This is a genomic window from Kribbella lupini (genome assembly GCF_039529595.1).
GTDB lineage: Bacteria > Actinomycetota > Actinomycetes > Propionibacteriales > Kribbellaceae > Kribbella > Kribbella lupini.
Window position 1 is genome coordinate 324,331 of sequence record NZ_BAAANC010000005.1, and the last position, 21,363, is coordinate 345,693.

Consider the following 21,363-nt stretch of genomic DNA (forward strand, 5'->3'; position numbering starts at 1 on the left):
AGGTGTATCGCCAGGAGGTCGACGTGCTCTGCGCGACCCCACGCAGCTGCTGGCGAACACCGTCCGGACGAAGCCCTGCTCCACTTCCTGTTGCTGATCGGGGAGCACGCGGCAGGGGGATGGGGGAGCGGTCCGCATCGTCACGATCCTGTACGACGGGGTGCGGTACGGCGCACCAGCTAGAGCTAGCCGGCGCGGAGCCTCTCCGCGACGCGTGCCAGCGTGGCAACGTCGAGCGAGTGGCTGTGCGACGGCCAGGCGAGATGTGTGGTGAACGCCGGCGCGTCGACGAGCGGGACGGCGACGACGGCTCCGGGCAGCTGCGTTCGGCTCGACTCGAGCAGGACTGCGTAGGTCCTACCCAGACCGATGAACTGGATCAACTGCGTGTGGTCCTGGACAGCAGGGCCCGGTCCGTCCGGATAGGTGCCGTCGGCAAACGGCCATCGCGGCAGCGACAGACCCGGAAGATCGGCGAGGTCGGCCGTCCGCAACGACTCTCGCGTCGCGAGCGGATGCCCGGCGGGCAGCACGACTACCTGGCCTTCCGTGCCGAGCTCTTCGTGATCGAGGCCGGCGAACGAGTCGAGCGGCTCGTGCAAAAGCGCGACATCCGCCCGGCCGTCGTGCAGCATACGTTGCTGCTCGCCGGTCCCGCAGCGCACCAGTACGACGTCGACCGCACCCGGCTCGGCCGAGTAGGCGTCGAGCAGCAGGGTCACCAGCTCGCTGGACAAGCCGGCTTTGGCCACCAGTACGAGGCGCGATGGCCCGTCCGCTGCCTGACCGGCACGACGGGTGCGCCGTTCGGCGGCGTTCATCGCGTCGAGTGTGTTTCGGCCCTCTTTCAGCAGGACTGCACCGGCTTGCGTAAGGCTGACGGTGCGGCCGGACCGCACGAACAGCGGGGTGTCGAGCCGGCGTTCGATCTTTTGGATGGTCCGGGACAAGGCCGGCTGCGCGATCTCCAGCCGCTGGGCCGCGCGTCCGAAATGCAGTTCCTCCGCGACGGCGACGAAGTACCGCAACTCACGGGTCTCCACGCTGAGCAATGCTACAACCGATAACCCAGCGGCATCGGTCGGTGATCGTTCGGCATTGGTGATGGTGGACGGCGGGCGCGACGCTGGACACATGAGTAGGCAGACTGCGCTGGTGACCGGCGCGAACAAGGGAATCGGGCTCGAGATCGCGAGGGGCCTTGGGCTTCGGGGCTGGAGTGTCGGCGTGGGTGCCCGTAGCGAGGCCGGACGTGACGAGGCAGTGCGGAAGCTCCAGGCCGACGGCATCGACGCGTTCGGCGTTCCGCTCGACGTGACGGACGACGCGAGCGTAACGGCTGCGGCCCGGGTGCTGGACGAGCGCGGCAGACTCGATGCCCTGGTCAACAATGCGGGCACCACCGGCGGCCCGACGCAGCCGGCGACCCAGCTGTCCATCGAGGTCTTCCGGGCAGCGGTCGAGACGAACGTCTTCGGTACCGTCCGGGTCACCAACGCGTTGCTGCCGCTGCTGCGCAAGTCGCCGCACCCGCGGATCGTCAACATGTCGAGCGGCGTCGGCTCGATCACCCTGCAGCAGGACCCCGCGGCGCCGACGGGGCCGATCTCCGCCGCCTACGCGCCGTCCAAGTCGATGCTCAACGCGGTGACGGTCCAGTACGCCAAGGAGCTGGAGGGCAGCGGCGTACTCGTCAACGTCGCCTGCCCGGGGTTCGTCAGCACCGCGATGAACGGGTTCAGCGGCCACCGCACGCCGGAGCAGGGCGCCGCGATCGCGATCCGGCTCGCCACCCTGGCCGACGACGGCCCTTCCGGCGGCTTCTTCCACGATGACGGAACCTACCCGTGGTGAAGTCAGCGATGACGTGGCGCACGGCCTGATCGGGTGCTCCGAACGAATTCAGTCGACCGCGGCGTGGTCCCGCGCGCTCGCCTCGGTGGCCCAGCGCGCGAGGATCGGCAGCAGGCGGGCGGTGGCTGAGTCGGGCTCGACCGTGTACACGATCAGATGCTGATCGGGGAGGTGCGGTGCGGTGACGATCTCGATGTGGAAGTCGAGAGGACCGGCCTCGGGATGAGCGATGCGTTTGGGCACCGAGGCGTAGTCCCGCACTGTGTGGTCGTCCCACCAGTTGGCTACGTCCGGGTCGGTGGGCCGCAGGCTTTCCACGGCGTCGGCGAGTTTGCGGTCATCCGGACGGCGACCGGTTTCCAGCCTCATTGCGGCGACCGAGCGGGCGCCGAACTCGGCCCAGTTGACGATGCGCTGCCGGGCCAGGGGATCACGGAACAGGTAGTCCATGAAGGACGAACTCGGTATGAGACGTCGTCCGAGAATCGCCGGCAGCAACGCGTTGTGCGCCAGTACTTCGGCCCGTTGCCCGAGCAGCAGTACCGGTACGTGGTCCAGGGTCGAGGCCAGGCGTAGCAGACCCGGATCGGCGCGCTGGACCTCCGGCGTCTGCCGGCGGAGGCGGGCCGGCGTCGGCGCCGCGAGGTCGCGAAGATGTGCGGCTTCCACCTCGTTCAGCCGAAGTGCCCTGATCAGCGCGGTGGGCACGGATTCGGACACCGTCGGCTGACGGCCCTGTTCCAGCCTGCTGTAGTGGTCGGTCCTCAGGCCGCCGCCGGCCGGGGGGAACGCATCGATGCCGGCCTGCGCGGGAGTGAGGCGATCCCGGCGTGCTCGCAGGAAAGCGCCGAAGGTGGAACGGTCCTCGGCCATGCCGTCACGCTACCTGCCGAGCGCGCCGCTGTGCCTGGTCACGCCGTGCCTAGGGAAGACTCGAACTGGCTGCACGACGGCCTCGCCGGTGCAATGGCCTCATGACACTTGACTTCCACCACCGCAGCGCAGAGTCGACATCCTGGTGAACAACGCGGGCATCTACCCCGCGACCCTGACGCCGGATCTGTCCGATGCCGACCTGAACGCGATGCTCGCGGTCAACGTCCGCGCGCCCACGTACTGGTCGCCGACCTGGCACCGGGCATGGTCGCGCGGGGGACCGGCGTGATCGTGACGATCGGGTCGTGGATGGCCACCGTGGGAAGCCCGTTCGCCGCCCTCTACACCGCGAGCAAGGCCGCCGCCGAGCAGATGACCCGGACGTGGGCCGCCGAGTTCGGCCCGCGCGGTGTCCGGGTGAACACCGTCGCCCCCGGCGTCACGCTGACTCCCGGCAACGAGAAGGACCTGACGATCCTCGAGGCGATGACGGCGATGACGGCGATGACGGCGATGACGGCGATGACGGCGATGACCCTGGCCGGAGTTCCCGTCCCGCCCGTGGACATCGCCCACGCCGTCGCCTTCATCGCCTCCGACCAGGCGCGGATGATCCACGGCACCACGCTCTACGTCGATGGGGGATCACTTCCACCCACCTGTTGTGAGCACGGTGTTCGGCGTCGAAGGCGGGCCGGAGTACCTCACGATCGGCCGGCGGGGGACTGGCCTCGCAGGGGCTTGGGTCACAGCGCTTTGGCGGCGTTCGCCGCGATGGCGTCGGTGATCTGGATCCAGGCGCTCGCGGGCAGCTCGTGACCCATCCCGGGGATCACCAGTAACTCCGCGCCGGGAACAGCATCCGCCGTCGCGAGGCCCCCACTCACGTCGACCAGGGGATCGCTGTCGCCGTGGATGACGACCGTCGGGATCTTCAGTGTGCCCAGCGCGTTGGTGCGGTCGGCCGCGAGCGCGTTGGCGGCGATGTGACGAAAGATGCCGGCCGGGTGGTAGGCGCGGTCGTACGCCGTGGTGGCGCGGCGTTTCAGCTGCTCGTCCGTGGTCGCGCTGCCGGGCGAGGCGATGAGGCGATGAAGCCTGGCGTCGGTGGCGATCGCCGTCTCGCGGTCGGCGCCAGGCGGCGGCACCAGCGCGTTGGGGTTCTCGAGGGCGCTTTGCCCGACGGAGCGATCGCTCGTGCTCGCCATGATCGAAGCGAGACTGCTGACGCGCTCGGGGCTGTTGATCGCGAGCTGCTGAGCGATGCCGCCGCCCATCGAGGCACCCACGAGGTGAGCGCGCGGAAGGCCCAGAGCGCCGAGCAGTCCGGCCAGGTCGTCGACCAGGTCGGAGAGCCGGTAGTGCACGGTCGAGAAGTCACCCTGGAGCAGTCCGGGCAGGTCGACCTCGCCGAGCTCGTCGAGCCAGGTGGACAGGCCGACGTCACGGTTGTCGAACCGGATCACCTGAAAGCCGTGGCCGGCGAGGAGTTCACAGAACCCGTCGGGCCAGTCGAGGAGTTGTGCGCCCACCCCCATGATCAGCACCATCGGTGGATCAGCGGGATTTCCGAACGTTTCGTAGTAGAGCTCGATGCCGTTCGATTGCGCAACGGGCATGCCGGTTCCCTCGTTTCACCTGCTGCCTCGCCATGTCGGCGAGCGTCTGTCCTCCCAACATGCCAGCCGCCGGCAGTCGGATCAACCGAACGTTCTATCTATCACGGAGATCGGCTGGTGTGCTGTCAGCGGCTTGCCGTGGGCTCCGTTGCGCAGGAGGCCGCCGGTGCTCCGGCGTGGGCGGCGCTGTCGATGTTGTCCTCGACCCAGCTGCGCAGCAGCTTCAGTGGCACGGCAGCGCTGTGGCCGAGTTCGGTGAGCGAGTACTCGACGTGCAGTGGCACCGCCGGGTAGACCGTGCGATCGACGAAGCCGAACTCCTCCAGGCGCCGCAGTGTCTGGGTCAGCACCTTCGGGCTGACTCCCTGCAGATGTCGCTGGAGCTGGCCGAAGCGCTGGGGTCCGTCCTCGAGCGCGCCGATGGCCAGCGCGGACCACTTGTTCGCGAGCAGGTCCAGCATCGCCCGGCACGGGCACTGCGCGGCGTAGACATCGTGGTCGGAATGCTGTCCGGTCAGGCACATAGTGGGCATAGCAAAGCCTCTCACCTCGATACTTCCCATTGGAAAGTTCCAGCCCTTGCGGGTAACTATATCCCCGCGGTTACGTTCTCCGGGCCCAAGGAAAGCCCACTCAGGCCTTTCCAGCAACTGATCCAAGGAGAACCGGTGTCCGACACCTCGATGCGTGCCGTCGTCCAGCACACCGTCGGCGGTCCCGACGTGCTGTCGGTGCAGCAAGTGCCCCGCCCCGAACCGCTGCCGACCGAGGTCAGGGTCAAAGTGCATGCCGCCGGCATCAATCCGGTCGACTGGAAGACGCGGGCCGGAGCCGGAATGGCGGGCGTGCTCGGTGACCCCCCGTTTATCCTCGGTTGGGACGTCTCCGGCGTCGTGGAGAAGGTCGGCTTCGGCGTCACGACGTTGCGAGAAGGTGACGAGGTCTACGGCATGCCCTGGTTCCCGCGAGCGGCCGGCGGGTACGCCGAGTACGTCACAGCGCCGGCTCGGCAGTTCGCCCGCAAGCCTTCGACCGTCAGCCACGAGCAGGCCGCGGCGGTACCGCTGGCCGCGCTCACGGCCTGGCAGGCCCTGGTGGACACCGCACATGTCGAGTCCGGCCAGCGCGTGCTGATCCACGCGGCCGCAGGCGGTGTCGGCCACCTTGCTGTCCAGTTCGCCAAGCACCTCGGTGCGCACGTCATTGGCACCGCTCGCGCGAACAACCACGAGTGGCTCACCAAGCTCGGCGCGGACGAGGTGATCGACTACACCGCCGTACGGTTCGAGAAGGCGGTCTCCGATGCCGACGTTGTGGTCGACCTGGTGGGCGATCTCCACGACACCAGCACGCGGTCGCTGGACGCGTTGCGCGCCGGTGGCCTGCTCGTCGCCGTACCGGCCGGTGTGTCGCCCGAGTTGGCGGCGGCGGCCGAGGCGAAGGGCAGGCGGGTCACGCCGTTCTTGGTCGAGCCGGACGGTCCCGCGCTCGCGGCCATCGGCGTACTGATCGACTCCGGTGAGGTGGTGGTGGAGGTCGAGGAGGCGTTCGAGCTCGAGCAGGTGGCCGCGGCTCACCTGCGCGGCGAGTCCAACCGCACCCGCGGAAAGCTCGTCCTGCGCGTCGCTTCCTGAACGTCCACCGCGAGAGGTTGGAGAGCACGCGTGATGTTCTATGAGATCCGCCGCTACCAGACGCAGCCCGGCCGCCGCGACGAATGGGTCCGCTACATGGAGGAGGCCGTCATCCCGTTCCAGATCGAGCAAGGTATGACGGTCACGGCGTCGTTCGTGGACGAGGAGGACCCGGACGGCTACGTGTGGATCCGCCGGTTCGAAGACGAACAGGAACGGTTGGCCCTGTACGCCAACGTCTATGAGAGCCGGCGGTGGCGAGACGAGTTCGACCCGAAGGTGAAGAGCCTCCTGCTGGTTGACCAGATCAAGGTCACCAGGGTCGCGCCCACACCGATTTCCGCACTGAGGTGAACCTGCGAGGCCGGCAAGGAAGGACGCTGCCATGACCGAGCGGGCCTTGCCGAAGACGCACAGTTCGCCGTCGATCAGCCGTGCCGCGGCCGGTGCGCTGATCGAGGCCGTACGCAACGAGGCCGCCGTAGCCGGTTTCGACGTCGCCACTGCTGTCACCGACAGCGGTGGACACCTCGTGGCTTTCGAACGCACTGACGGGACTCCGTTCCTCGCCGCCGAGGTCGCGGTCGACAAAGCATGGACCGCAGCCTCGTTCCGGCTCGCGACGCACACCTGGAACTCGCTTGTCACCGATCCGCGTGTGGCACCGCTGGCCCACCACCCGCGGTTGATGGCCGTGGGTGGAGGGTTCCCACTGTTCGACGACGGCGTGTGCGTGGGCGGACTGGGAATCTCCGGTGGAACCGCCCAGTAGGACGAGAACGCGGCACACGCAGCCCTGAAGGCAGTCGGTTTCCCCATCCCGGACTGACAACCGTGGATGAGGTCGCGCCGCCTAGTGCGTAGACGTTGGAGTCACCTGCAGACGGTGGTGGGCGAGGTGGGCCGTCAAGAGCTGGGCCAGCACGCTGGACGTGCTGTCGGGTTTCAGCAGGCGGTCGCCTCCCGCATCGGCCGGGGGCCGGCCGGGCCAGACCACAGTCCTGCTGAAGAAGTCGCAGAAGACGTCGAAGTGCTCTTGAACCGGGAAGTCGGGAACCGCCTTGCCAGTGAGGTCAGGCCGGCCTCCACGATGGTGTTGAGGTGCCGGCGGCGCGCGTTGCGCTGGTCGCGGACCTCGGTGGTCGCCGTCTGTTCGGCGGCTTCCACCACCCGGAACCTGCTCGGGTCGCTGCCCGACCCGCTGGTCGGCCACGGGCCGGTCTCGCGGACCTTCACCAGAGCCTCCTCCATCGACGCCGCACGCACCTCGTGCACCCGCCGGATCCCCTCGTCCGGGCTCTCCAGCTCGATCCGAAACCTCAGACCGTCCGGGTCCGCGGACGACGACTCGTTCATTCGCACTCCATTCACCATGGGCACAACCGGATGCCGACGATAACCAGCCGCGCCAAGCTACGGCCCGGCTCCGGCTTCCGGAGCCGCGCAGAAGGTCGTACGCCCCCGCCTTGTAGTTCGGAGGCTCCGGTGTGGCAATGGCTCGTTCCCGTCGGTGGGGTATGAGGTGCGGCACATCCTGGAAGGTATTGGCGTGGAGTTCGCAGCGCATTAGAGTGCGGCTTGCAACGTTGCAAGCCGCTGGATCGGCACCGTACGAGTACCGCGGCCCCGCCCCTCGTGGAGGTATCTGATGCCTGGTCCGCATGTGAAGAAACGCGTCCCCGCCTGGCGGCCGGCGCGCGCGGTGTCTGCCGTTGTGGCGGTGCTGGCCGCCTCGTTGGTCGTGCCCCCGACCAACGCGTTCGCGGTCGACCCCTCGGGACTCGACTATGTTGCGATGGGCAGTTCGTACGCGGCCGGGCCGGGCGTCCCACCGGTGCAAACGAGCACTGGAGCGGCGACGTGCTCCCGGTCGGCCAACAACTACCCCAGCTTCGTGGCACGCGACATCGGGGCAAACCTGAGGGACGTGTCCTGCAGTGGCGCGACCACTGCGAACGTGCTGACGACGAACCAGTCGGGCCTTCCGCCACAGGTGCAGGCTGTCACTTCGACGACCCGTGTGGTCACGATCACGATCGGTGGCAACGACGTCAACTACCTGGGCAGCATGTACGCCTATTCGTGCCAGACCAGCGGTGGGTCGAACTGTGCGACCGTGGACCAGAACGCGATCAACCAGACCTTCCCCGCGTTGGCTGGGCGCCTCGAGAGCATCGTGAACGCGGTCCGCGCCACGGCGCCGCAGGCGAAGGTCTACCTGGTCAACTACTTCACCACCCTGCCCGACGCCGGGGTGTGCGCCAACGTCCCGCTGACCGCTGATCAGGCGACCTTCGAGCGCAGCATCGCCTCGCGCCTGGCGGCTGCGACAGCCACTGCGGCAACCACCACGGGGGCGACCCTCGTCGATCTGGCGGCGGCCAGTCGCGGACACAACGCGTGCTCGGCGGACCCCTGGCTGGAGTCGTACTACCCGGCCGCGGGCCGCGTCGGGTATCACCCCAACGAGGCTGGGATGAAGGCGGCGGCCGCACTGGTGGAGACCGCCCTCGGAACAAATGACCAGGCCCGGAAGGCGGCTTTCAGGTCGGGCATCGCGGGCAAGTGCCTCGACGTACGGAGCAGTGATCCCGCCAACGGCACGCCGGTGCAGCTGTACACCTGCAATGGCACAACTGCGCAGCAGTGGACCTACACGCCCGGCAGTACGGGCGGCACCCTGCGGGCGCTGGGCAGTTGCCTTGATGTGACCGCAAGCGGGACCGCCAACAAGACGAAGATCCAGCTCTGGCAGTGCAACGGCGCCCAGGCACAGAGATGGGTGCCCGGTCCCAACTCCTCGTTGATCAATCCGCAGTCGGGGCGCTGCCTGGACGACCCGGGAAGCTCCACCGTCGACGGGACCCAACTGCAGATCTACGACTGCAACGGGGCGAACGCTCAGAAGTGGACCCCGTCCGTCTGACTCAAGAAAAGCGGCGGCGCCCGGCCAGTTGGGCGCCGCCGACCCCTCCGACGGTCCGCCGTCATGCAGGAACGCAACCTTGGTCGGTCGCGCGCGGCCCGGATCTACGCGGGCTCGACGGAGATCGTCGGACGAGCTCTGAAGCTGGCTGATTCCTGGTCAGGTTCACCGTGTTGTGGCAAAGCCAAGGACGACCGCCGAGGGCCCCAAACTTGCGTCAGTGCAACGGTCAGAGGTGCTGTGCTCGGCCGATCGCGTTCAGTCCGGCCCATTCGAATGGGGTCAGTTCTGGATGGCGGGCGCGGATTGTGCGTTGGGACTGGCGGAGGGCCTCGGGCGCTGGGAGCCCCTGGGCGATGAGGCGAAGGAAGTCGCTGGCGACGAGCGCCGAGCCGATGCTGCCGATCTCGCCGGCGCCGGCGATCACGATGTCGGCGCCGCCAAGGAGAGCACCGACCGCGAGACTGAGCGGCTCCCAGCCGTACCGACTGGTGGCCGTCCCGCTCCAGCAGCCGTTGAGGATCACCAGTTGGGGCAGAAGCGCGGACATGAGTTCGTCGATCACAAGGTTGGGGCCCAAGACGCCCTCCGCACCCGGTCCGTCTCCGAGCCCGCTGACGTACAGCAATGAGGAGTCGGGGAGTTCCTGCAAGGTCGTGACGGAGTGGTGCCCGTGGGGCCACGCCTGGAGGGCGGCCAGTTCCACCTCGCTTCCAGAGACGGTGGGGTCGAGAAGGCTGAGGGCCGGCCGGGAGGTTGAGGCGTGGCCGGGCTTGTGTCGGCGCTGCAAGAGCAGCGTTTCGAGACTTGGGGTGAGTGTTGCGGCGGCTACGTCGACCAAAGCTCTGGATTCGCGGAGTAGAGCCCCGTAGGGGACTTGCCAGAGCCTGGGATCTGGGCAGATGACGACCGATCTCGGCTCATCGACAGATCCGGACCAGATGGCCTGGTGGGGGAGGAGGAATCGACCGAGTTCCTCCCACAGAGAGCCGCGGATCGAGCCGGCGACGGAAGCGTCGGCGAAGAGTTCGGGGAGGAGCGGCGCCAGTGCCGGGGTGGCTGCCTGGGTCGTCGTCTGCCAGTTCTCGCCTCGTGGTCTGGTCGAGGTAGTGGAGTACCACCCTCCTTCGGCGTCGGTCCAGAGCTGTGCAAGTACCAGTACGTCGGCCAAGCGGTCCAGGCAGTCCGGCTCGAGATCGACCCCTGGAAGCGGGAGCGGTTCGGCGAGATCAGCCTGCGGTGATGCCGCTTGAAGATCGGTGGCGATCATCCGGGCCGCTGCGAAGACAGCCGCCAGTTGGGCGGCGTCGGGCGGCGGGCTCGAGGTCAGGGTGAGATCGGGTCGGCCACCGGTCGCGAGGATCTGGTTGAGGACGTCCGCGCGGCCGAGTTCGGTGATGCGTGCCACCGTGCCCGCGGGCCCGGTGTGAGCATAGAACTCCACCGCGCTCGCATAGATCGATTCACGTTGTGCGTGGAGTGAGAAGCGCAGTCCGGTGTCCTGCAGCGAGGTGCGCTGGACATCCGCGGCGACGAGTGCCGCGTGCAGCGCGTGGGTGCGGATCCCGGGCATCACCACAATGGACGCCGGCAGTCGCGTGATCAGGTGCAACGCGAGCATGGTCCGGGTGAGGTCTTGCCGAGCGGGGTGCGTCGTTATCTGCAGTACGACGGCCAAGTGCACGGCCGCCCGCTCGGCAGGCCGCCCGAGGTCGAGGATGTTGCGTGCTCGATGCAGGCGCCAGCGCAGGGCTTCGAGGGTCGTGGAGTTCTCGTACAGCGGTTCGGCGCGGTCGAGGGTGGCCTCGACGTCGTACAGGTTTCCCAGTCCTTGGTGAAGCTCGGCGAGTTCCGTCAGGACCTGGCCGTGCCGGTAGGGCTCCGTGTCGGCGGGATAGTCGATCGCCAGTGTGTCGGCCAAAGCCAGCGCCTGGGTCGGCTCGCCAAGGCGGCTGAGACAGGTGATCTGACGCACCCGAACTATGAAGCGGTTCACCTCACTGACGCCGGTGAAGGCTTCTTCGGCCTTCCGGTAGGCCTCGAGAGCGCGCGCGGGCCGGCCGGCGACGAGATCAAGTGCGCCTTCGCGTAGCGGCACTAGTCCTCGAAGTAGCGGTTCGACCGCATTGGCCTCGATGAAGTCGCGTGCTTGGGCGAGGACCGTCCGCGCGGATTCGAGGTCGCCGGGCAGGCGATGCAGGACGGAGAGTTGCAGCATCGCTTTGACCCGGGCACTCGCGATGCCCGGAACCTCGGCGTGCTGTTGGCAAGTGGCGATCGCCGTCTTGCAGTACCGGATACCTTCGGTGTACTCCGCGGCCACTTCACGCACGGCCGCCAGCTCCCGCCAGGCCGTGGCGTGGGTGAACGCCGTCTCAGGGGTCAGCGCTGTCTTGAGCAGCCGCCAGTTCCAGGCCTCGGCGATCCGGAACCGCTCGGTCAGCCGATTCCTGGCGGCGAGGTAGCGGGCCACCTCGTCGGCGCGTTCCCGATCGCCGATAGCGTTAGCGATGACCCACTCGGCAAGAAGGAGCCGGAAGATCAGCCCTCGCTCTCGCAATTCCCAGGCCCGGCTGGACAGTGTTTTGCAGAGATCTGCCAGGGCGGTCAGGTCACCGGTGTCGAACAGCTCCTTCGCGGTCGGGACCTGCGCCCTGACGGTGTCGGTGAGTGACCCGGCGATACCGGGATCGGCCAGACGGGTCAGCAGGACGTCGAGCTGCTCTGGCTTCATCGGGACATCGAAACACTCTCGTGGTGAGGGTGTCATCATCATGGTGTGACCGAGAGTGCGCCGCCCGCTGCCGTTGTTCTCCGCTTTGCGCCGGACATCGACACCGACCTTCGTGAGCGATTAACCGACGCCTTGCAGAGCTCCGGACTGACGGTCGGGATCGGCCTCGACGTGGGACACCGGGCGACGACACGCGCTGAACGATTCACCGCGGCGGTGCTCACCGTCACCGAGCAGTTCAGTGGTGGCTGGGCAGACGCGGCGCGTACGGCGCGCGGCTGGTTGCGGAGCAGTCCCATCGAGAGCTCCGGCGCGGTGCAGGTCGAGTTGCAGCGCCGGGTCGACGGCACAGTGATCAAGGTCAATGCCGATGACCCCGACGATGCGCTGATGCTGCTGGATCGAGTGCTCGAGACTGCCGGGTCGGCGTCCTTCGCGTGGGACGGTACGGCGTGGCGTGAGGATCAGCAGCCGGACGAGGCCAGCGCCGTCTCAGAGCCTGGCCGCTTCGACCGGACGCGGACCGTCTTCGTGGCCCACGGCCGCGACAAGCGGTTGCGGGCGGGAATCTTCGCCTTTCTGCGGGCGTTGGGCCTGCATCCGATCGAGTGGGCCGAGGCTTTGGCGGGTACCGGGCACGGTGCGCCGTACATCGGTGACGTGCTCAGCAAGATCATGTTCAGCGGTCAGGCGGTCCTGGTGCTGCTGACGCCGGACGAGATCGCCTACCTGCGGCCGGAGCACGCCGACCACGAGCGGGATGCCGCGGTTGAACCGGCGGGACAGGCCCGGCCCAATGTGATCTTCGAAGCCGGCATGGCTCTTGCCATGTTCCCGGAGCAGACCATCCTGGTCAGGATCGGGGACGTGCGGACCTTCACCGATCTGGACGGCCGCTACATCTCGCAACTCGACGACTCGTCCGAGAAGCGTCATCTCCTGGCCGAGCGGCTTCGATCGGTGGGCTGCGCGGTCGATACCGGTGGTAAGGACTGGATGAGGGCCGGCGATCTGACACCGCCGGCGCCGTACCGGGCACCTGCTCCGTCCGAGCAGGCACCCGCGGACGCGTCAGGCCCGACCGAGGACGACACGTCGGACGAGCTAAAACTGTCGAACTACGCGGTCGTCAACGGCGCGCTGGGCCTTGTCGTCCACGGGGAGGCGACGAACCTGACAGGCCGGGAGCTGTCCGCGGTTCTCAGGGCCACCTTCTTTGACGAGAAGCACCGCATCCTCGGAACGGCGAGTGGCTTCGTGAACCAACTGAAGGCCCACTCGACCAAATCGTTCTCACTCATGACGGCTGACGAGGTGCCGGCGTACGCGACCTTCTCGGTGCAGGTCGATACGGTCATGTGATGACCGAGCCGATCAAGAACGACTTCAGCGGGTCGGCGCACATCGTCGTACAGGCCGGGACGATCGAGGGCGGAGTCCACTTCGGCGCGCAGAGGGCGTACAGCGCGCCGCAGCAACTCCCTCCGGCGTCCCGGGCCTTTGTCGGAAGGGATGGCCAGTTGGCGACCCTTGACGACGTTCTGCTGCCAGGTCCGGGGGCGACCAGCACCGCGTTGATCGTAGGGGCGCCTGGAACGGGTAAGACTGCCCTGGCGCTGCAGTGGGCTCACCAGAACGCGGGTGGGTTCGAGGACGGGGTGCTGTACTGCGACCTGCAGGGCTGGGGCATCAGTCCACCGGTTGAGCCCGACGTCGCCGTCGCGGATTTCCTGCTGGCGCTCGGGGGCCGGGCCGATGACCTGCCCAACACTCTGGCTGGTCGAACGGCGGCGTACCGCAGCCGGATCGCCGGGCGCCGGCTGTTGGTGGTCCTGGACAACGTCCGCTCCGCCGCCCAGATCACTCCGTTGCTGCCCACGTCGCCGCTGTGCTCGGTGATTGTCACGAGTCGCCACGACCTGCCGTCCTTGGTGATCCATCGGGCGGCGACCCGAGTCACGCTCCGCGAGCTGGAGATTGACGACGCCGTCGGACTACTTCGCCGCTTTGTGGGTGATCGGCCTGCCAGTGATCGGGATCGCCTCGAGGACCTCGCCGCGATCTGCGGGCACCTGCCGCTGGCACTCATGGTCGTCGCCGAGGCGCTGGTGAGCAGGCCGTCCCTGGCAGTCGACTCGGTGCTGACCGAACTGGCCGACGTCAGCGGACGGCTGAAGGGACTACGGGGGAGCGACGAGACCTCCGACGTACGGACTGTCTTCTCGTGGTCGTACGGACTCCTGGACGAACTCGGCAAGAAGGCCTTCGTTGCAGTGGGACTGATCCCGGGGCGAACGTTCACCCCGTCTTTGGTCGGAGCCGTCAGTGGCATGCCGACGCGCGACGCCGCCACGGCTCTTCGCGCCCTTGCCCGGGCCCACCTCGTCACCGAGCTGTCCGAGGACCGTTACTTCGCCCATGACCTGCTCCGCCTGTACGCCGCTGACTTGGCGAGCGACGGACTGGGACCCGATGGGTTGCTCGCCGGTCGAAAGCGCCTCTTCGACTACTACCTGAGGATTTCCCGTCGCGCGGATCAACTGATCGCGCCGCGGAGATATCGGACCGAGATGGACCCGGACGTCCAGGACATCGATATCGCAGCCTTGGGATTCATCAGTCCTGTTGAGGCACTCGAGTGGCTGGACGTCGAGCGAGACAATGTGGTGGCCGCCTGCCGAATCGATGATCCGGCTCTTGATCGGCGGCGCTGGCAACTGGCGCACTACTATCGCGGATACTTCTTCCTCTCCAAGCTGCTGGATGCTTGGCTGGAAGCGCATCAGCTGGCACTCGGTGCCGCCGTACGCTCAGGTGACAAGCACGGGGAAGCGTTGTGCCGTAGCGATCTCGGCTTGGCCTTGGACGAGCGCGGTGAGGGCGAAGCCGCCCTCGAGCAGTTCGAACTGGCGAGCAACCTGTTCGAGGAAATCGGAGACGAGTACGGCCAACACTCGATGATGGGTCGAAAGGCGCGGGTTCGCCGGCTGAGCGGAGATGCCGACGGAGCCAGAGATCTCCTCGAGACTGCGCTGACCTTCTACCGGGCTAATGACCTTCAGCGGAATGTCGCGATCACCCTTCGCAGCCTGGCGCTGGCCAAGTGGGCGCTCGAGGATGCGGATGCCGCCAAGGCACACCTTCAGGAGGCGGCGCAGATCTGTGCCGTCGAGAATCTCGATCTGGAAGGAGCGATGACGCAGAACTCGCTCGGAGCGGTGCTGGCTCGGGCGGGCCATCCGCTCGAGGCCGAACAGGCTTATGACGCGGCCCGTGCCGCAGCGATCGGTTGCGGCGCCGGCTACGAGGTGGCGCGAGCACTTCGCGGTCTGGCGACCCTCAGATCGACCGACGATCCGGAGACGGCCGCCCGGCATCTCGAGGAGGCGCGGACATTGCTGCTGGAGCTCGGTTCCCGAGATGTCACCGAGGTCGAGGAACAGCTGCGGCTCATTATCCGGCGTCTTCGATCGCCCGGCTGATCCATTGCTGGATCCGCTCGGCGATCGCGGTTTCACGTTCGAGAAAGGCAGTCGTCACCGGGTGGGATGCGGAGTCTTCGGCCGCGGCGTCGAGGGCATCGGCGAGGCCGTCGTACGCGTCGTCGATCAGGATCGCGGCGTGCTCGAGCTGCCCGTCCAATTGGTCGGCTGCCGCAAGGCAGTAGGCCAGGTACGCCACCGCCGCCATCGTACGAGGGTCGTCGCTGCCGTAGGACGTTACGCAGGAAACTTGGAAGCTGATCGCCCGCACCAAGACCTCGGCCTTGAGGTCGACATGGTCTCCCTCGAGACGTAGCTCGCCTGAGGGCTCGACCTCGACGGCCTCCTTTGTGGCAGACGGAAGCCCCTCATTTGAGGTCGGAGGAAGATTCGCGGCCTCGGTCACGAGCAGATTGCGCATCGTCGTCATCGTGGCCGGATGGGGCCGTCCCTGTGCATTGAGTCTTCGGAGAAGCAGCTCCTGGAACGATCCCCTCGGCTGTCCGAGTTCGTGCTGGAGGATGATCAGGTTTTCCAAGGTGTCGAGCGTGTCGGGATGAGCGGCTCCGATCCGCTCGGTCCGAGCCAGGTACACACTGCTCAGAAGATTCAGAGCCTCCGGCTGCTCGCCGAGGCGACGGTGGCTGAGGGCGAGGTTGTTGAGCAGAGCGAGAACCTCGGGATCGTTCGGTTGAGCGACGTGTCGCCAGCGGGACCTGGCCGTCGACATCAGCCGATGGGCGGCGAGCTGGTGGAGATGCACGGCCCGAGGAGTGCCGTCCAACTTCGCGTGCACAATGGCAAGGTTGCCGAGGGCCACCAATGTTTCGCGATGGCTCGGACCGAGGTGGCGGCGCCGCCACTCATGCACGCGACGGAACAGGTCATGGGCGGCGTCGTACCGACCGATGTCCCAGTGCGAGACCGCCAGATTGTTCCAGGCCGTCCAAGTGCCGGGATCATCCGGGCCAAGTTCCCTGGCCATGTCGTCGGCCGCGCGATGCTTGAGGGACAGGGCGCGGGTCCACTCGCCGTTGAGCCCGACGGCGTTGGCCAGACCGACCAGGGCGGCGTACCGGGTGATCGCATCGACCTCTCTCGATCGCGCGCAGGCATCGTAGAGCGCCTCGAACGAGGCTGCGCTCGCGGCCACGTCGCCGTACGCGACCTGGACCTTGCCGGTTTCGTTGACCAGATGGTGGTCGTCCGAGGTCATCGTCTTGCTGTCACCGCCAGGCATCACCCCGACGACCGCACGAACGTGGGGGAGGTGTTGCAGGATCTCCTCGCGGGCCGTCGGGTCGTCCCCGCCTTCCACGATGGCGGTGAGCCTGAGCATCGCACGATCCCGCAGACTCTCTCTGTCGATGGTCGCGCCGAGATGGATGCGAAGAGCCCTGGCGGTGAGCGCGTGCATGACGAACGACTCGTCGTCAACCAAGGAGACCAGCCCGTGATCGTCAGCGGTAGCCAGCGCCACATGGATGTGGTTGGGGGTGACCATGTGCCTGACCAGGGAAACCGGTACCGGTACGGGGGCCAGAAGGCTCGCCGCTGCCATGACCTGTTGTGTGTGCTCGTCCAGCAGCTCGAAGGCACGCAGGAGTGTCCGTGAGAAGGCAGGAGTGATGCCGCCTGGCAGGCGGTCGCCCAACTGCGCGGCGAGCTCCAGCGCATCGGGCTCCGTCGCAGACAGGGTGCCGAGCAGCCCTTCGTAACTGTCGAAGCTCTCGTAAGTTGTCAGACCCGCGGCCAGAGACAGCCCGAGCGGATGCGCACCGAGCACCTCCACAATGTCTTGTACGGCTACTCGCTCACCAGGTGCCGGTGCGTGACGGGAGGTGAGGATCGCGGCCGCGGCGACCGGCTCCAGATCGGCCAGGTCGATCTCGTCGGAGACTTCGCCGGCGAATCGGCCCCGCGTGGTCACGAGCGTCTTGCCCAGTGGTGTCGGCGCGGCCATCCACCGCACCAGCTCCCGGTCCGAGGACGGAACGTCGTCGACGATCCACAGGTAGGGAGACTTCACCGAGTCGAGCATCTCCCGGATGGCCACCAGGGGCCCCAACGCTCCTGGAGGCGGGTCGAGACCGAGATGCTCCGCCAACTCGGCGAGCTTGTTCAGGTACGCCGACTGCGTCGTGTTGCCGTTCTCGGTGAACCTAGGGTCGCTCCCACCGAGATTGATGACGAAGACGCCACCCGGATGGTCTTGGGCGAACCATCGCGCGTACTGCAGGCAGAGCACGCTTTTCCCCTGACCACCCGATGCCCGCACCGAGACAATCGGTTGGCCGCGGTCGCGATCCTTGTCCCGGGCGCGAAGCCCCTCGTGCAACTCCCACAGCTCTGCGCCTCGGCCTCGAAATGACGAGTCGCCGGCGCCTTCGCTGGGCCACCACTGCGGCTGCCTGGAGGCAGGAGCGTCGCCGAAGGTCCGGTCGTCGATCGAGCCGATGGTGCGCGCAAGCTCGTCGGCAAGATCGGCCGACGGTTTGCCATCGCGAGGGAGCCGGAACCTGCAGAGCTGACGCGGCCGTAGCAGCTCGGCTGACACCCCCTGCGTGACAGCAAGGACGCGTCGGGTGCTGCCGGCGTCGAGGTGGTACGCGGCGGTCAGTGCCTCGTGGAGCTCTTGCCGGCAATGAGGACTGATGGGGAATCGTGGCGTGACCAGGGCGACCAGCGTCCGCGACGACCGCAGCGCCTCCCGGATCTTCTCGGTCAACGGGTCCCAGTCGTCGAGGCCGATCTCGTCCCTGAAGCCCCGGAGCCCACGCTCCTCGAGAGCCTCGAGAAGTTCCTGTGCGCTGTCTTTGTCTTCCCACTTGTAGCAGAGGAACACGTCGTACCCAGGCGTCACCGGCCCACTGTTGCAGCGCCGGGTTCACCTGACAAGACCGCCGCGCGGCGACGACGTACGATGGAACGAGGGATTTTCAGTTGCTGAAGGGGGACACCGGTGGACCCGATTTTCGTGTCGATCGCGGCAGCCATCGCCGCCAAAGGCGCCGGCGGCCTCTACGACCTGGTCAAGCGAAAGTTCGGCAAGGAACCGGAAGCCCTCAAGGCCTGGAGGCAGCCGAGAAGAGCCCGGCAGACCCGGAGACCATCCGGGTGCTCGCCGAACGGTTGGACCTGACCCGGTCAGCAGATGTCGCGTTTGCCGACGAACTCATGGCCGAGTGGGAGAAGGCAGCACCCGAGAGCCGAGTGGTCAACCAGATCTCAGGTCCGGTCACCGGCAAGGTCCTTCAGGCCGGCGAGGTTCACGGCAACATCACCTTCTGAGTCAATGCTTGGACTCCAGCGCGGACTGCATCGCCGTCATGTGACCGGCACTCGTCTCGCGACTCCCGGTAGGCTGCGGCCATGCCAGAGGGTGTGGGTACGTCGGTGAGATTTCAGGACGAACTGCCTCAATGTTGTGAACAGCGGCGACTGCGGTTGCCGCGTCCAACTCAAGCATCAATCGATGTGCGAGGCGGGTCCGGCCAAAGCGGGTTCTGGGAACTCGGTCTGGACGAGTGGTTCGTGCGTGTCGGAGTTTCCTGGTGGGGTGACGAGCAGGCATTGGTGGAGGCCGTGGACCTCCATGTCGGCGGCACCGACGACGTCGAGTCGGCCCTGCTGGCGCACGGCGTGAGCATTGACGACGAGGAGCCCGGTACTGCCTGGGTGGGAGAGCAAGTACTACTTGTCGCGCGTCTCATGAGCACGCTGGCGGAAGCTGCGGGCCAGCGGTTCATTTCGGACGGTCGAGATCTGTTGGAGGCCGCCGACGATGCCGCAGGAGACTTGGAAGAATTGGTGGGACCACTGGTCGCGCGTCCCGACGACGACGATGACTTGTGGAGCGCCGGCGTGATCGATGCATGGCCGGAGGCGGACATGACGAATGCCGTCATTCTCCTACGCTCGGTGAACGTTACGCCGGTCATGCGTGGCCACCTGCTCGGTGCCTGGGTGGCCGCTCAGGCAGTCAACCTGTTCGACCAAGGGTCGACGCTGGTGGCAACCAAGGCCGCACCGCTGGATCGACGTGATGCAATCGCGGGTCTCGACTACAACGGTGAGTTGACCCCCGAGCACGCGGCACTCTGGTCTGCTGAGCAGGATCGCTTGGCTAATCACTGGCAGACCCATCTCGGACTCAGGCCAATGTCAGATGTGCTGAGCATCCTGACCTGGCACACTTCATACAGGAACGACACCATCGAGCGCACGCTTGGTCTGTGGCAGTGACTTTAGGAGATTGGCTGCGGCTGACACTTCCGTGCTGACGCGAGGCATCCTGGCCCGCGGGATCGTGAAGCGAGAGCGGATAAGGCGCACCCCGCACTGCCCTCGAGCCTCTCGGACGAACCCTGCGCAATTCGACGTCTGACGAGGGATAAGCTCCGTCGGTGGTCACATCGCGAGGTGCTGTTTCCGACCGAGCCCGACGTGCCCTGTTCGGGCTGAGCCGAGGACTTTGTTACGCGCCTGGATGTGTCGAGCCGATCGTGGTGCTCGAGCGCGGCGTACCGGTTTGCGTCGGCGAGGTGGCGCACATCGTCGGGGCGAGATCCTCGGGACCGCGTGGTGATGAGGACGTCGAGGACCGGGACGCATTCGATAACCTGCTTCTGCTGTGCGGGCGGCATCACAAGGTCATCGACGCCCCGCAGTCGCAAGATCTGTATCCGGTGGCGCTTCTGCGAGGATGGAAGCGAGATCGGGAACGTGATGTCGACCCGGCGGGCAGAGCCGAATTCGACCAGTTGACGGATCTGCCGCGTCAACTGCCCGCTCTTCTCGCCGAAGCGCACCGCGATGTGACTGCAGCGCTGCAAGCGACGATCGATCGGCTGGGGGAGGCGAACCACCTCTCGCTGGACATGGTCGAGCTGCTGCATCTTGTCCTCACCCGATCCGATCGCTCCGGTCCCCAGGTCGGGGAGGGTGTTCCAGGCATCAAGGAGGTATTCGAGTCGGCGTACGACGCCGCGGGCGGGGCGTCGTTTCTCGGACTCCCGAGTTCTGAGGCCTTCGCGATCGGTGCCGGCGTCGTACAGCGCCTTCGCGGTGGTCGATGTGGCCACCCTGCCTTGTTGTGTGCGCGCTTTGGGTCGACGGCTCTCATCACCACGGCGGATCTCTGGGAAGGCATCGCCGCAGTCGGTGAGCACGCTACCGGCGGCGGGATCCTCGGCGTCGGTTATCCGAACATCTCGGGCGAAGGGGACCCTCCCTACGTAGGCCCCGACGTCGAGCAGGTCCGCACCAGTGGAGGCACGTGGGGGAAGGGGGCGATGACCCGCGATGCTTCCGGCAACTGGCGGTGGACACCGGATCTGAGGTTCGACTCCAACTCAGCCGGCAACATGGACGTCGCATTCGGTTCACAGGCCCGGCTCGACCTTCGGCTACGTCTGGTCGCCGAGTTTCCAGGTGACGGAAGCGATCTCCGAGTGACGGCTGCGGGGAGGCGGCAGTTGTCGGCGGCTTTGGCTTCGCCCGGGACAAGCGAACTACTAGCTGCCTTGGCCGCCGGACGACTTGAGCCAGTCGGTCGAACCACTTGGCAACCGAAAGCTGGACCGTACGCCCGCAACGACAGCGGCGGCGCTTCATACGAGTGCACGGTAGAAGCGGCGGACGGACGAACTGCGATCCGCGGTACGGCGCAGTACCTCATGCCGCATCTCATGATGGGAACTGTCACATCGATCGTTGACCTGGAGATCGATTTCAACCAATGCCAGCCCGAACCGTGCCGATCCGGTACAGCTGTCGGCAGACCCGTCTCTTTGACGGAGGTCGTCGACTTCTTCACGATGGCTTGGAGAATCGCGTTTGAGACGCTGCCGCTCGCCGCTGGCGACACTCTGGACAGCCGGGAGTTGGGCGGATCGCCCCGAGTAAGCCTGAACCTGCTCAGCGAGCGCCCACCTGGAACTGGTGGCGACAGAAACTTCGGCCTCGCAGATCTGGTCGACCTGGCCCCGCTCGGCAGGACTCACCGGAACAACGTCTCTCAGCTCGGAATCGCCGTACTAGGTCGCGGTCCGATGCCGCCGGCCGAGATCCGCGACGTCGTCAAGCAAGCGATCATCCGGATGTCGGAAGACGTCGGCTTCGACAGAGCCGATCTGATCGAGTGGTAGTTGGCCCGGTCCGGCACACTGAGGTGTGACCGCGGACCAACTGACGTGGTGGACGCACGCCGAGACCGATGGATCGGGGTACGGCGAGC

At 66.8% G+C, this 21,363-nt stretch carries 17 protein-coding genes and 1 pseudogene; 11 read left to right on the forward strand and 7 right to left on the reverse strand.

The features are described from left to right. Positions 1-185 precede the first annotated feature (185 nt). Complete coding sequence (locus ABD235_RS38130) at positions 186-1,043, reverse strand: LysR family transcriptional regulator (RefSeq protein ID WP_344183296.1); 858 nt, start codon at positions 1,041-1,043, stop codon at positions 186-188. A 91-nt stretch (positions 1,044-1,134) separates the two neighbouring features. Between ABD235_RS38130 and ABD235_RS38135 the strand changes: the two genes are divergently transcribed. After that, positions 1,135-1,854 carry an SDR family oxidoreductase gene (locus tag ABD235_RS38135; RefSeq protein ID WP_344183298.1) on the forward strand — a complete coding sequence of 240 codons (720 nt, stop codon included), beginning with the start codon at positions 1,135-1,137 and terminating at the stop codon, positions 1,852-1,854. 48 nt (positions 1,855-1,902) lie between these two features. Here the strand turns inward: ABD235_RS38135 and ABD235_RS38140 are convergent, their stop codons facing one another. Next, positions 1,903-2,727, reverse strand: a complete 825-nt coding sequence (locus ABD235_RS38140) for a helix-turn-helix transcriptional regulator (RefSeq protein ID WP_344183300.1) — start codon at positions 2,725-2,727, stop codon at positions 1,903-1,905. 145 nt (positions 2,728-2,872) lie between these two features. Here ABD235_RS38140 and ABD235_RS38145 point away from each other — a divergent pair. Further along, a pseudogene (locus ABD235_RS38145) lies at positions 2,873-3,549 on the forward strand (SDR family NAD(P)-dependent oxidoreductase). On the opposite strand, the gene ABD235_RS38150 reads toward ABD235_RS38145, so the two are convergent. Further along, the gene (locus tag ABD235_RS38150; RefSeq protein ID WP_344183302.1) at positions 3,477-4,349 is read right to left on the reverse strand and encodes an alpha/beta fold hydrolase; all 873 of its coding nucleotides are present in this window, start codon (positions 4,347-4,349) and stop codon (positions 3,477-3,479) included. The pseudogene ABD235_RS38145 and the gene ABD235_RS38150 sit on opposite strands and share 73 nt — an antisense overlap. Before the next feature lie 125 nt (positions 4,350-4,474). Further along, positions 4,475-4,873: a winged helix-turn-helix transcriptional regulator gene (locus ABD235_RS38155; protein WP_344183303.1), complete on the reverse strand. Its 399-nt coding sequence runs from the start codon at positions 4,871-4,873 to the stop codon at positions 4,475-4,477. Between the two features lie 144 nt (positions 4,874-5,017). On the opposite strand from ABD235_RS38155, the gene ABD235_RS38160 reads away from it, so the two are divergent. Genes ABD235_RS38160 through ABD235_RS38170 form a run of 3 tightly spaced genes read left to right on the forward strand, consistent with a single transcriptional unit; the run spans position 5,018 to position 6,755 of the window. After that, positions 5,018-5,983 (forward strand): NADP-dependent oxidoreductase, encoded by a 966-nt coding sequence (locus ABD235_RS38160; RefSeq protein ID WP_344183304.1) that lies wholly within the window; start codon positions 5,018-5,020, stop codon positions 5,981-5,983. 33 nt (positions 5,984-6,016) lie between these two features. Next, positions 6,017-6,337: an NIPSNAP family protein gene (locus ABD235_RS38165; RefSeq protein ID WP_344183305.1), complete on the forward strand. Its 321-nt coding sequence runs from the start codon at positions 6,017-6,019 to the stop codon at positions 6,335-6,337. A gap of 31 nt (positions 6,338-6,368) precedes the next feature. Beyond that, the gene (locus ABD235_RS38170) at positions 6,369-6,755 is read left to right on the forward strand and encodes a GlcG/HbpS family heme-binding protein (protein ID WP_344183307.1); all 387 of its coding nucleotides are present in this window, start codon (positions 6,369-6,371) and stop codon (positions 6,753-6,755) included. Positions 6,756-6,928: 173 nt separating this feature from the next. Here the strand turns inward: ABD235_RS38170 and ABD235_RS38175 are convergent, their stop codons facing one another. Beyond that, positions 6,929-7,339 (reverse strand): hypothetical protein, encoded by a 411-nt coding sequence (locus tag ABD235_RS38175; protein WP_344183309.1) that lies wholly within the window; start codon positions 7,337-7,339, stop codon positions 6,929-6,931. Between the two features lie 292 nt (positions 7,340-7,631). Between ABD235_RS38175 and ABD235_RS38180 the strand changes: the two genes are divergently transcribed. After that, positions 7,632-8,909, forward strand: a complete 1,278-nt coding sequence (locus ABD235_RS38180; RefSeq protein WP_344183311.1) for a ricin-type beta-trefoil lectin domain protein — start codon at positions 7,632-7,634, stop codon at positions 8,907-8,909. Positions 8,910-9,138: 229 nt separating this feature from the next. Here ABD235_RS38180 and ABD235_RS38185 read toward each other — a convergent pair whose 3' ends face one another. Next, positions 9,139-11,643, reverse strand: a complete 2,505-nt coding sequence (locus ABD235_RS38185; RefSeq protein WP_344183313.1) for a CHAT domain-containing protein — start codon at positions 11,641-11,643, stop codon at positions 9,139-9,141. Positions 11,644-11,688: 45 nt separating this feature from the next. Between ABD235_RS38185 and ABD235_RS38190 the strand changes: the two genes are divergently transcribed. After that, positions 11,689-13,005 (forward strand): TIR domain-containing protein, encoded by a 1,317-nt coding sequence (locus ABD235_RS38190; RefSeq protein WP_344183315.1) that lies wholly within the window; start codon positions 11,689-11,691, stop codon positions 13,003-13,005. Further along, the gene (locus ABD235_RS38195; protein ID WP_344183317.1) at positions 13,005-15,125 is read left to right on the forward strand and encodes an NB-ARC domain-containing protein; all 2,121 of its coding nucleotides are present in this window, start codon (positions 13,005-13,007) and stop codon (positions 15,123-15,125) included. Before ABD235_RS38190 ends, ABD235_RS38195 begins: the two co-directional genes overlap by 1 nt. On the opposite strand, the gene ABD235_RS38200 is transcribed toward ABD235_RS38195, so the two are convergent. After that, a complete protein-coding gene (locus ABD235_RS38200; RefSeq protein ID WP_344183319.1) occupies positions 15,097-17,988 on the reverse strand; it encodes a tetratricopeptide repeat protein in 2,892 nt (963 codons plus the stop codon). The two genes, ABD235_RS38195 and ABD235_RS38200, sit on opposite strands and share 29 nt — an antisense overlap. 80 nt (positions 17,989-18,068) lie before the next feature. Between ABD235_RS38200 and ABD235_RS38205 the strand changes: the two genes are divergently transcribed. The 3 genes from ABD235_RS38205 (at position 18,069) to ABD235_RS38215 (ending at position 21,274) form a co-directional block, all read left to right on the forward strand. Next, positions 18,069-18,416 (forward strand): hypothetical protein, encoded by a 348-nt coding sequence (locus tag ABD235_RS38205; protein WP_344183321.1) that lies wholly within the window; start codon positions 18,069-18,071, stop codon positions 18,414-18,416. A gap of 81 nt (positions 18,417-18,497) precedes the next feature. Next, positions 18,498-19,370: a hypothetical protein gene (locus tag ABD235_RS38210; protein ID WP_344183323.1), complete on the forward strand. Its 873-nt coding sequence runs from the start codon at positions 18,498-18,500 to the stop codon at positions 19,368-19,370. A gap of 260 nt (positions 19,371-19,630) precedes the next feature. Further along, a complete protein-coding gene (locus ABD235_RS38215) occupies positions 19,631-21,274 on the forward strand; it encodes a hypothetical protein (protein WP_344183325.1) in 1,644 nt (547 codons plus the stop codon). The last annotated feature ends 89 nt before the right edge of the window (positions 21,275-21,363 follow it).

Bases quoted from the DNA above. Each gene is read 5' to 3' on its own strand.
- ABD235_RS38135 (WP_344183298.1), top strand. From the start codon at position 1,135: ATGAGTAGGCAGACTGCGCTGGTGACCGGCGCGAACAAGGGAATCGGG.
- ABD235_RS38170 (WP_344183307.1), top strand. From the start codon at position 6,369: ATGACCGAGCGGGCCTTGCCGAAGACGCACAGTTCGCCGTCGATCAGC.
- ABD235_RS38195 (WP_344183317.1), top strand. From the start codon at position 13,005: ATGACCGAGCCGATCAAGAACGACTTCAGCGGGTCGGCGCACATCGTC.
- ABD235_RS38185 (WP_344183313.1), bottom strand. From the start codon at position 11,643: ATGAAGCCAGAGCAGCTCGACGTCCTGCTGACCCGTCTGGCCGATCCC.
- ABD235_RS38165 (WP_344183305.1), top strand. From the start codon at position 6,017: ATGTTCTATGAGATCCGCCGCTACCAGACGCAGCCCGGCCGCCGCGAC.
- ABD235_RS38150 (WP_344183302.1), bottom strand. From the start codon at position 4,349: ATGCCCGTTGCGCAATCGAACGGCATCGAGCTCTACTACGAAACGTTC.
- ABD235_RS38180 (WP_344183311.1), top strand. From the start codon at position 7,632: ATGCCTGGTCCGCATGTGAAGAAACGCGTCCCCGCCTGGCGGCCGGCG.
- ABD235_RS38140 (WP_344183300.1), bottom strand. From the start codon at position 2,727: ATGGCCGAGGACCGTTCCACCTTCGGCGCTTTCCTGCGAGCACGCCGG.
- ABD235_RS38155 (WP_344183303.1), bottom strand. From the start codon at position 4,873: ATGTGCCTGACCGGACAGCATTCCGACCACGATGTCTACGCCGCGCAG.
- ABD235_RS38210 (WP_344183323.1), top strand. From the start codon at position 18,498: ATGCCAGAGGGTGTGGGTACGTCGGTGAGATTTCAGGACGAACTGCCT.
- ABD235_RS38175 (WP_344183309.1), bottom strand. From the start codon at position 7,339: ATGAACGAGTCGTCGTCCGCGGACCCGGACGGTCTGAGGTTTCGGATC.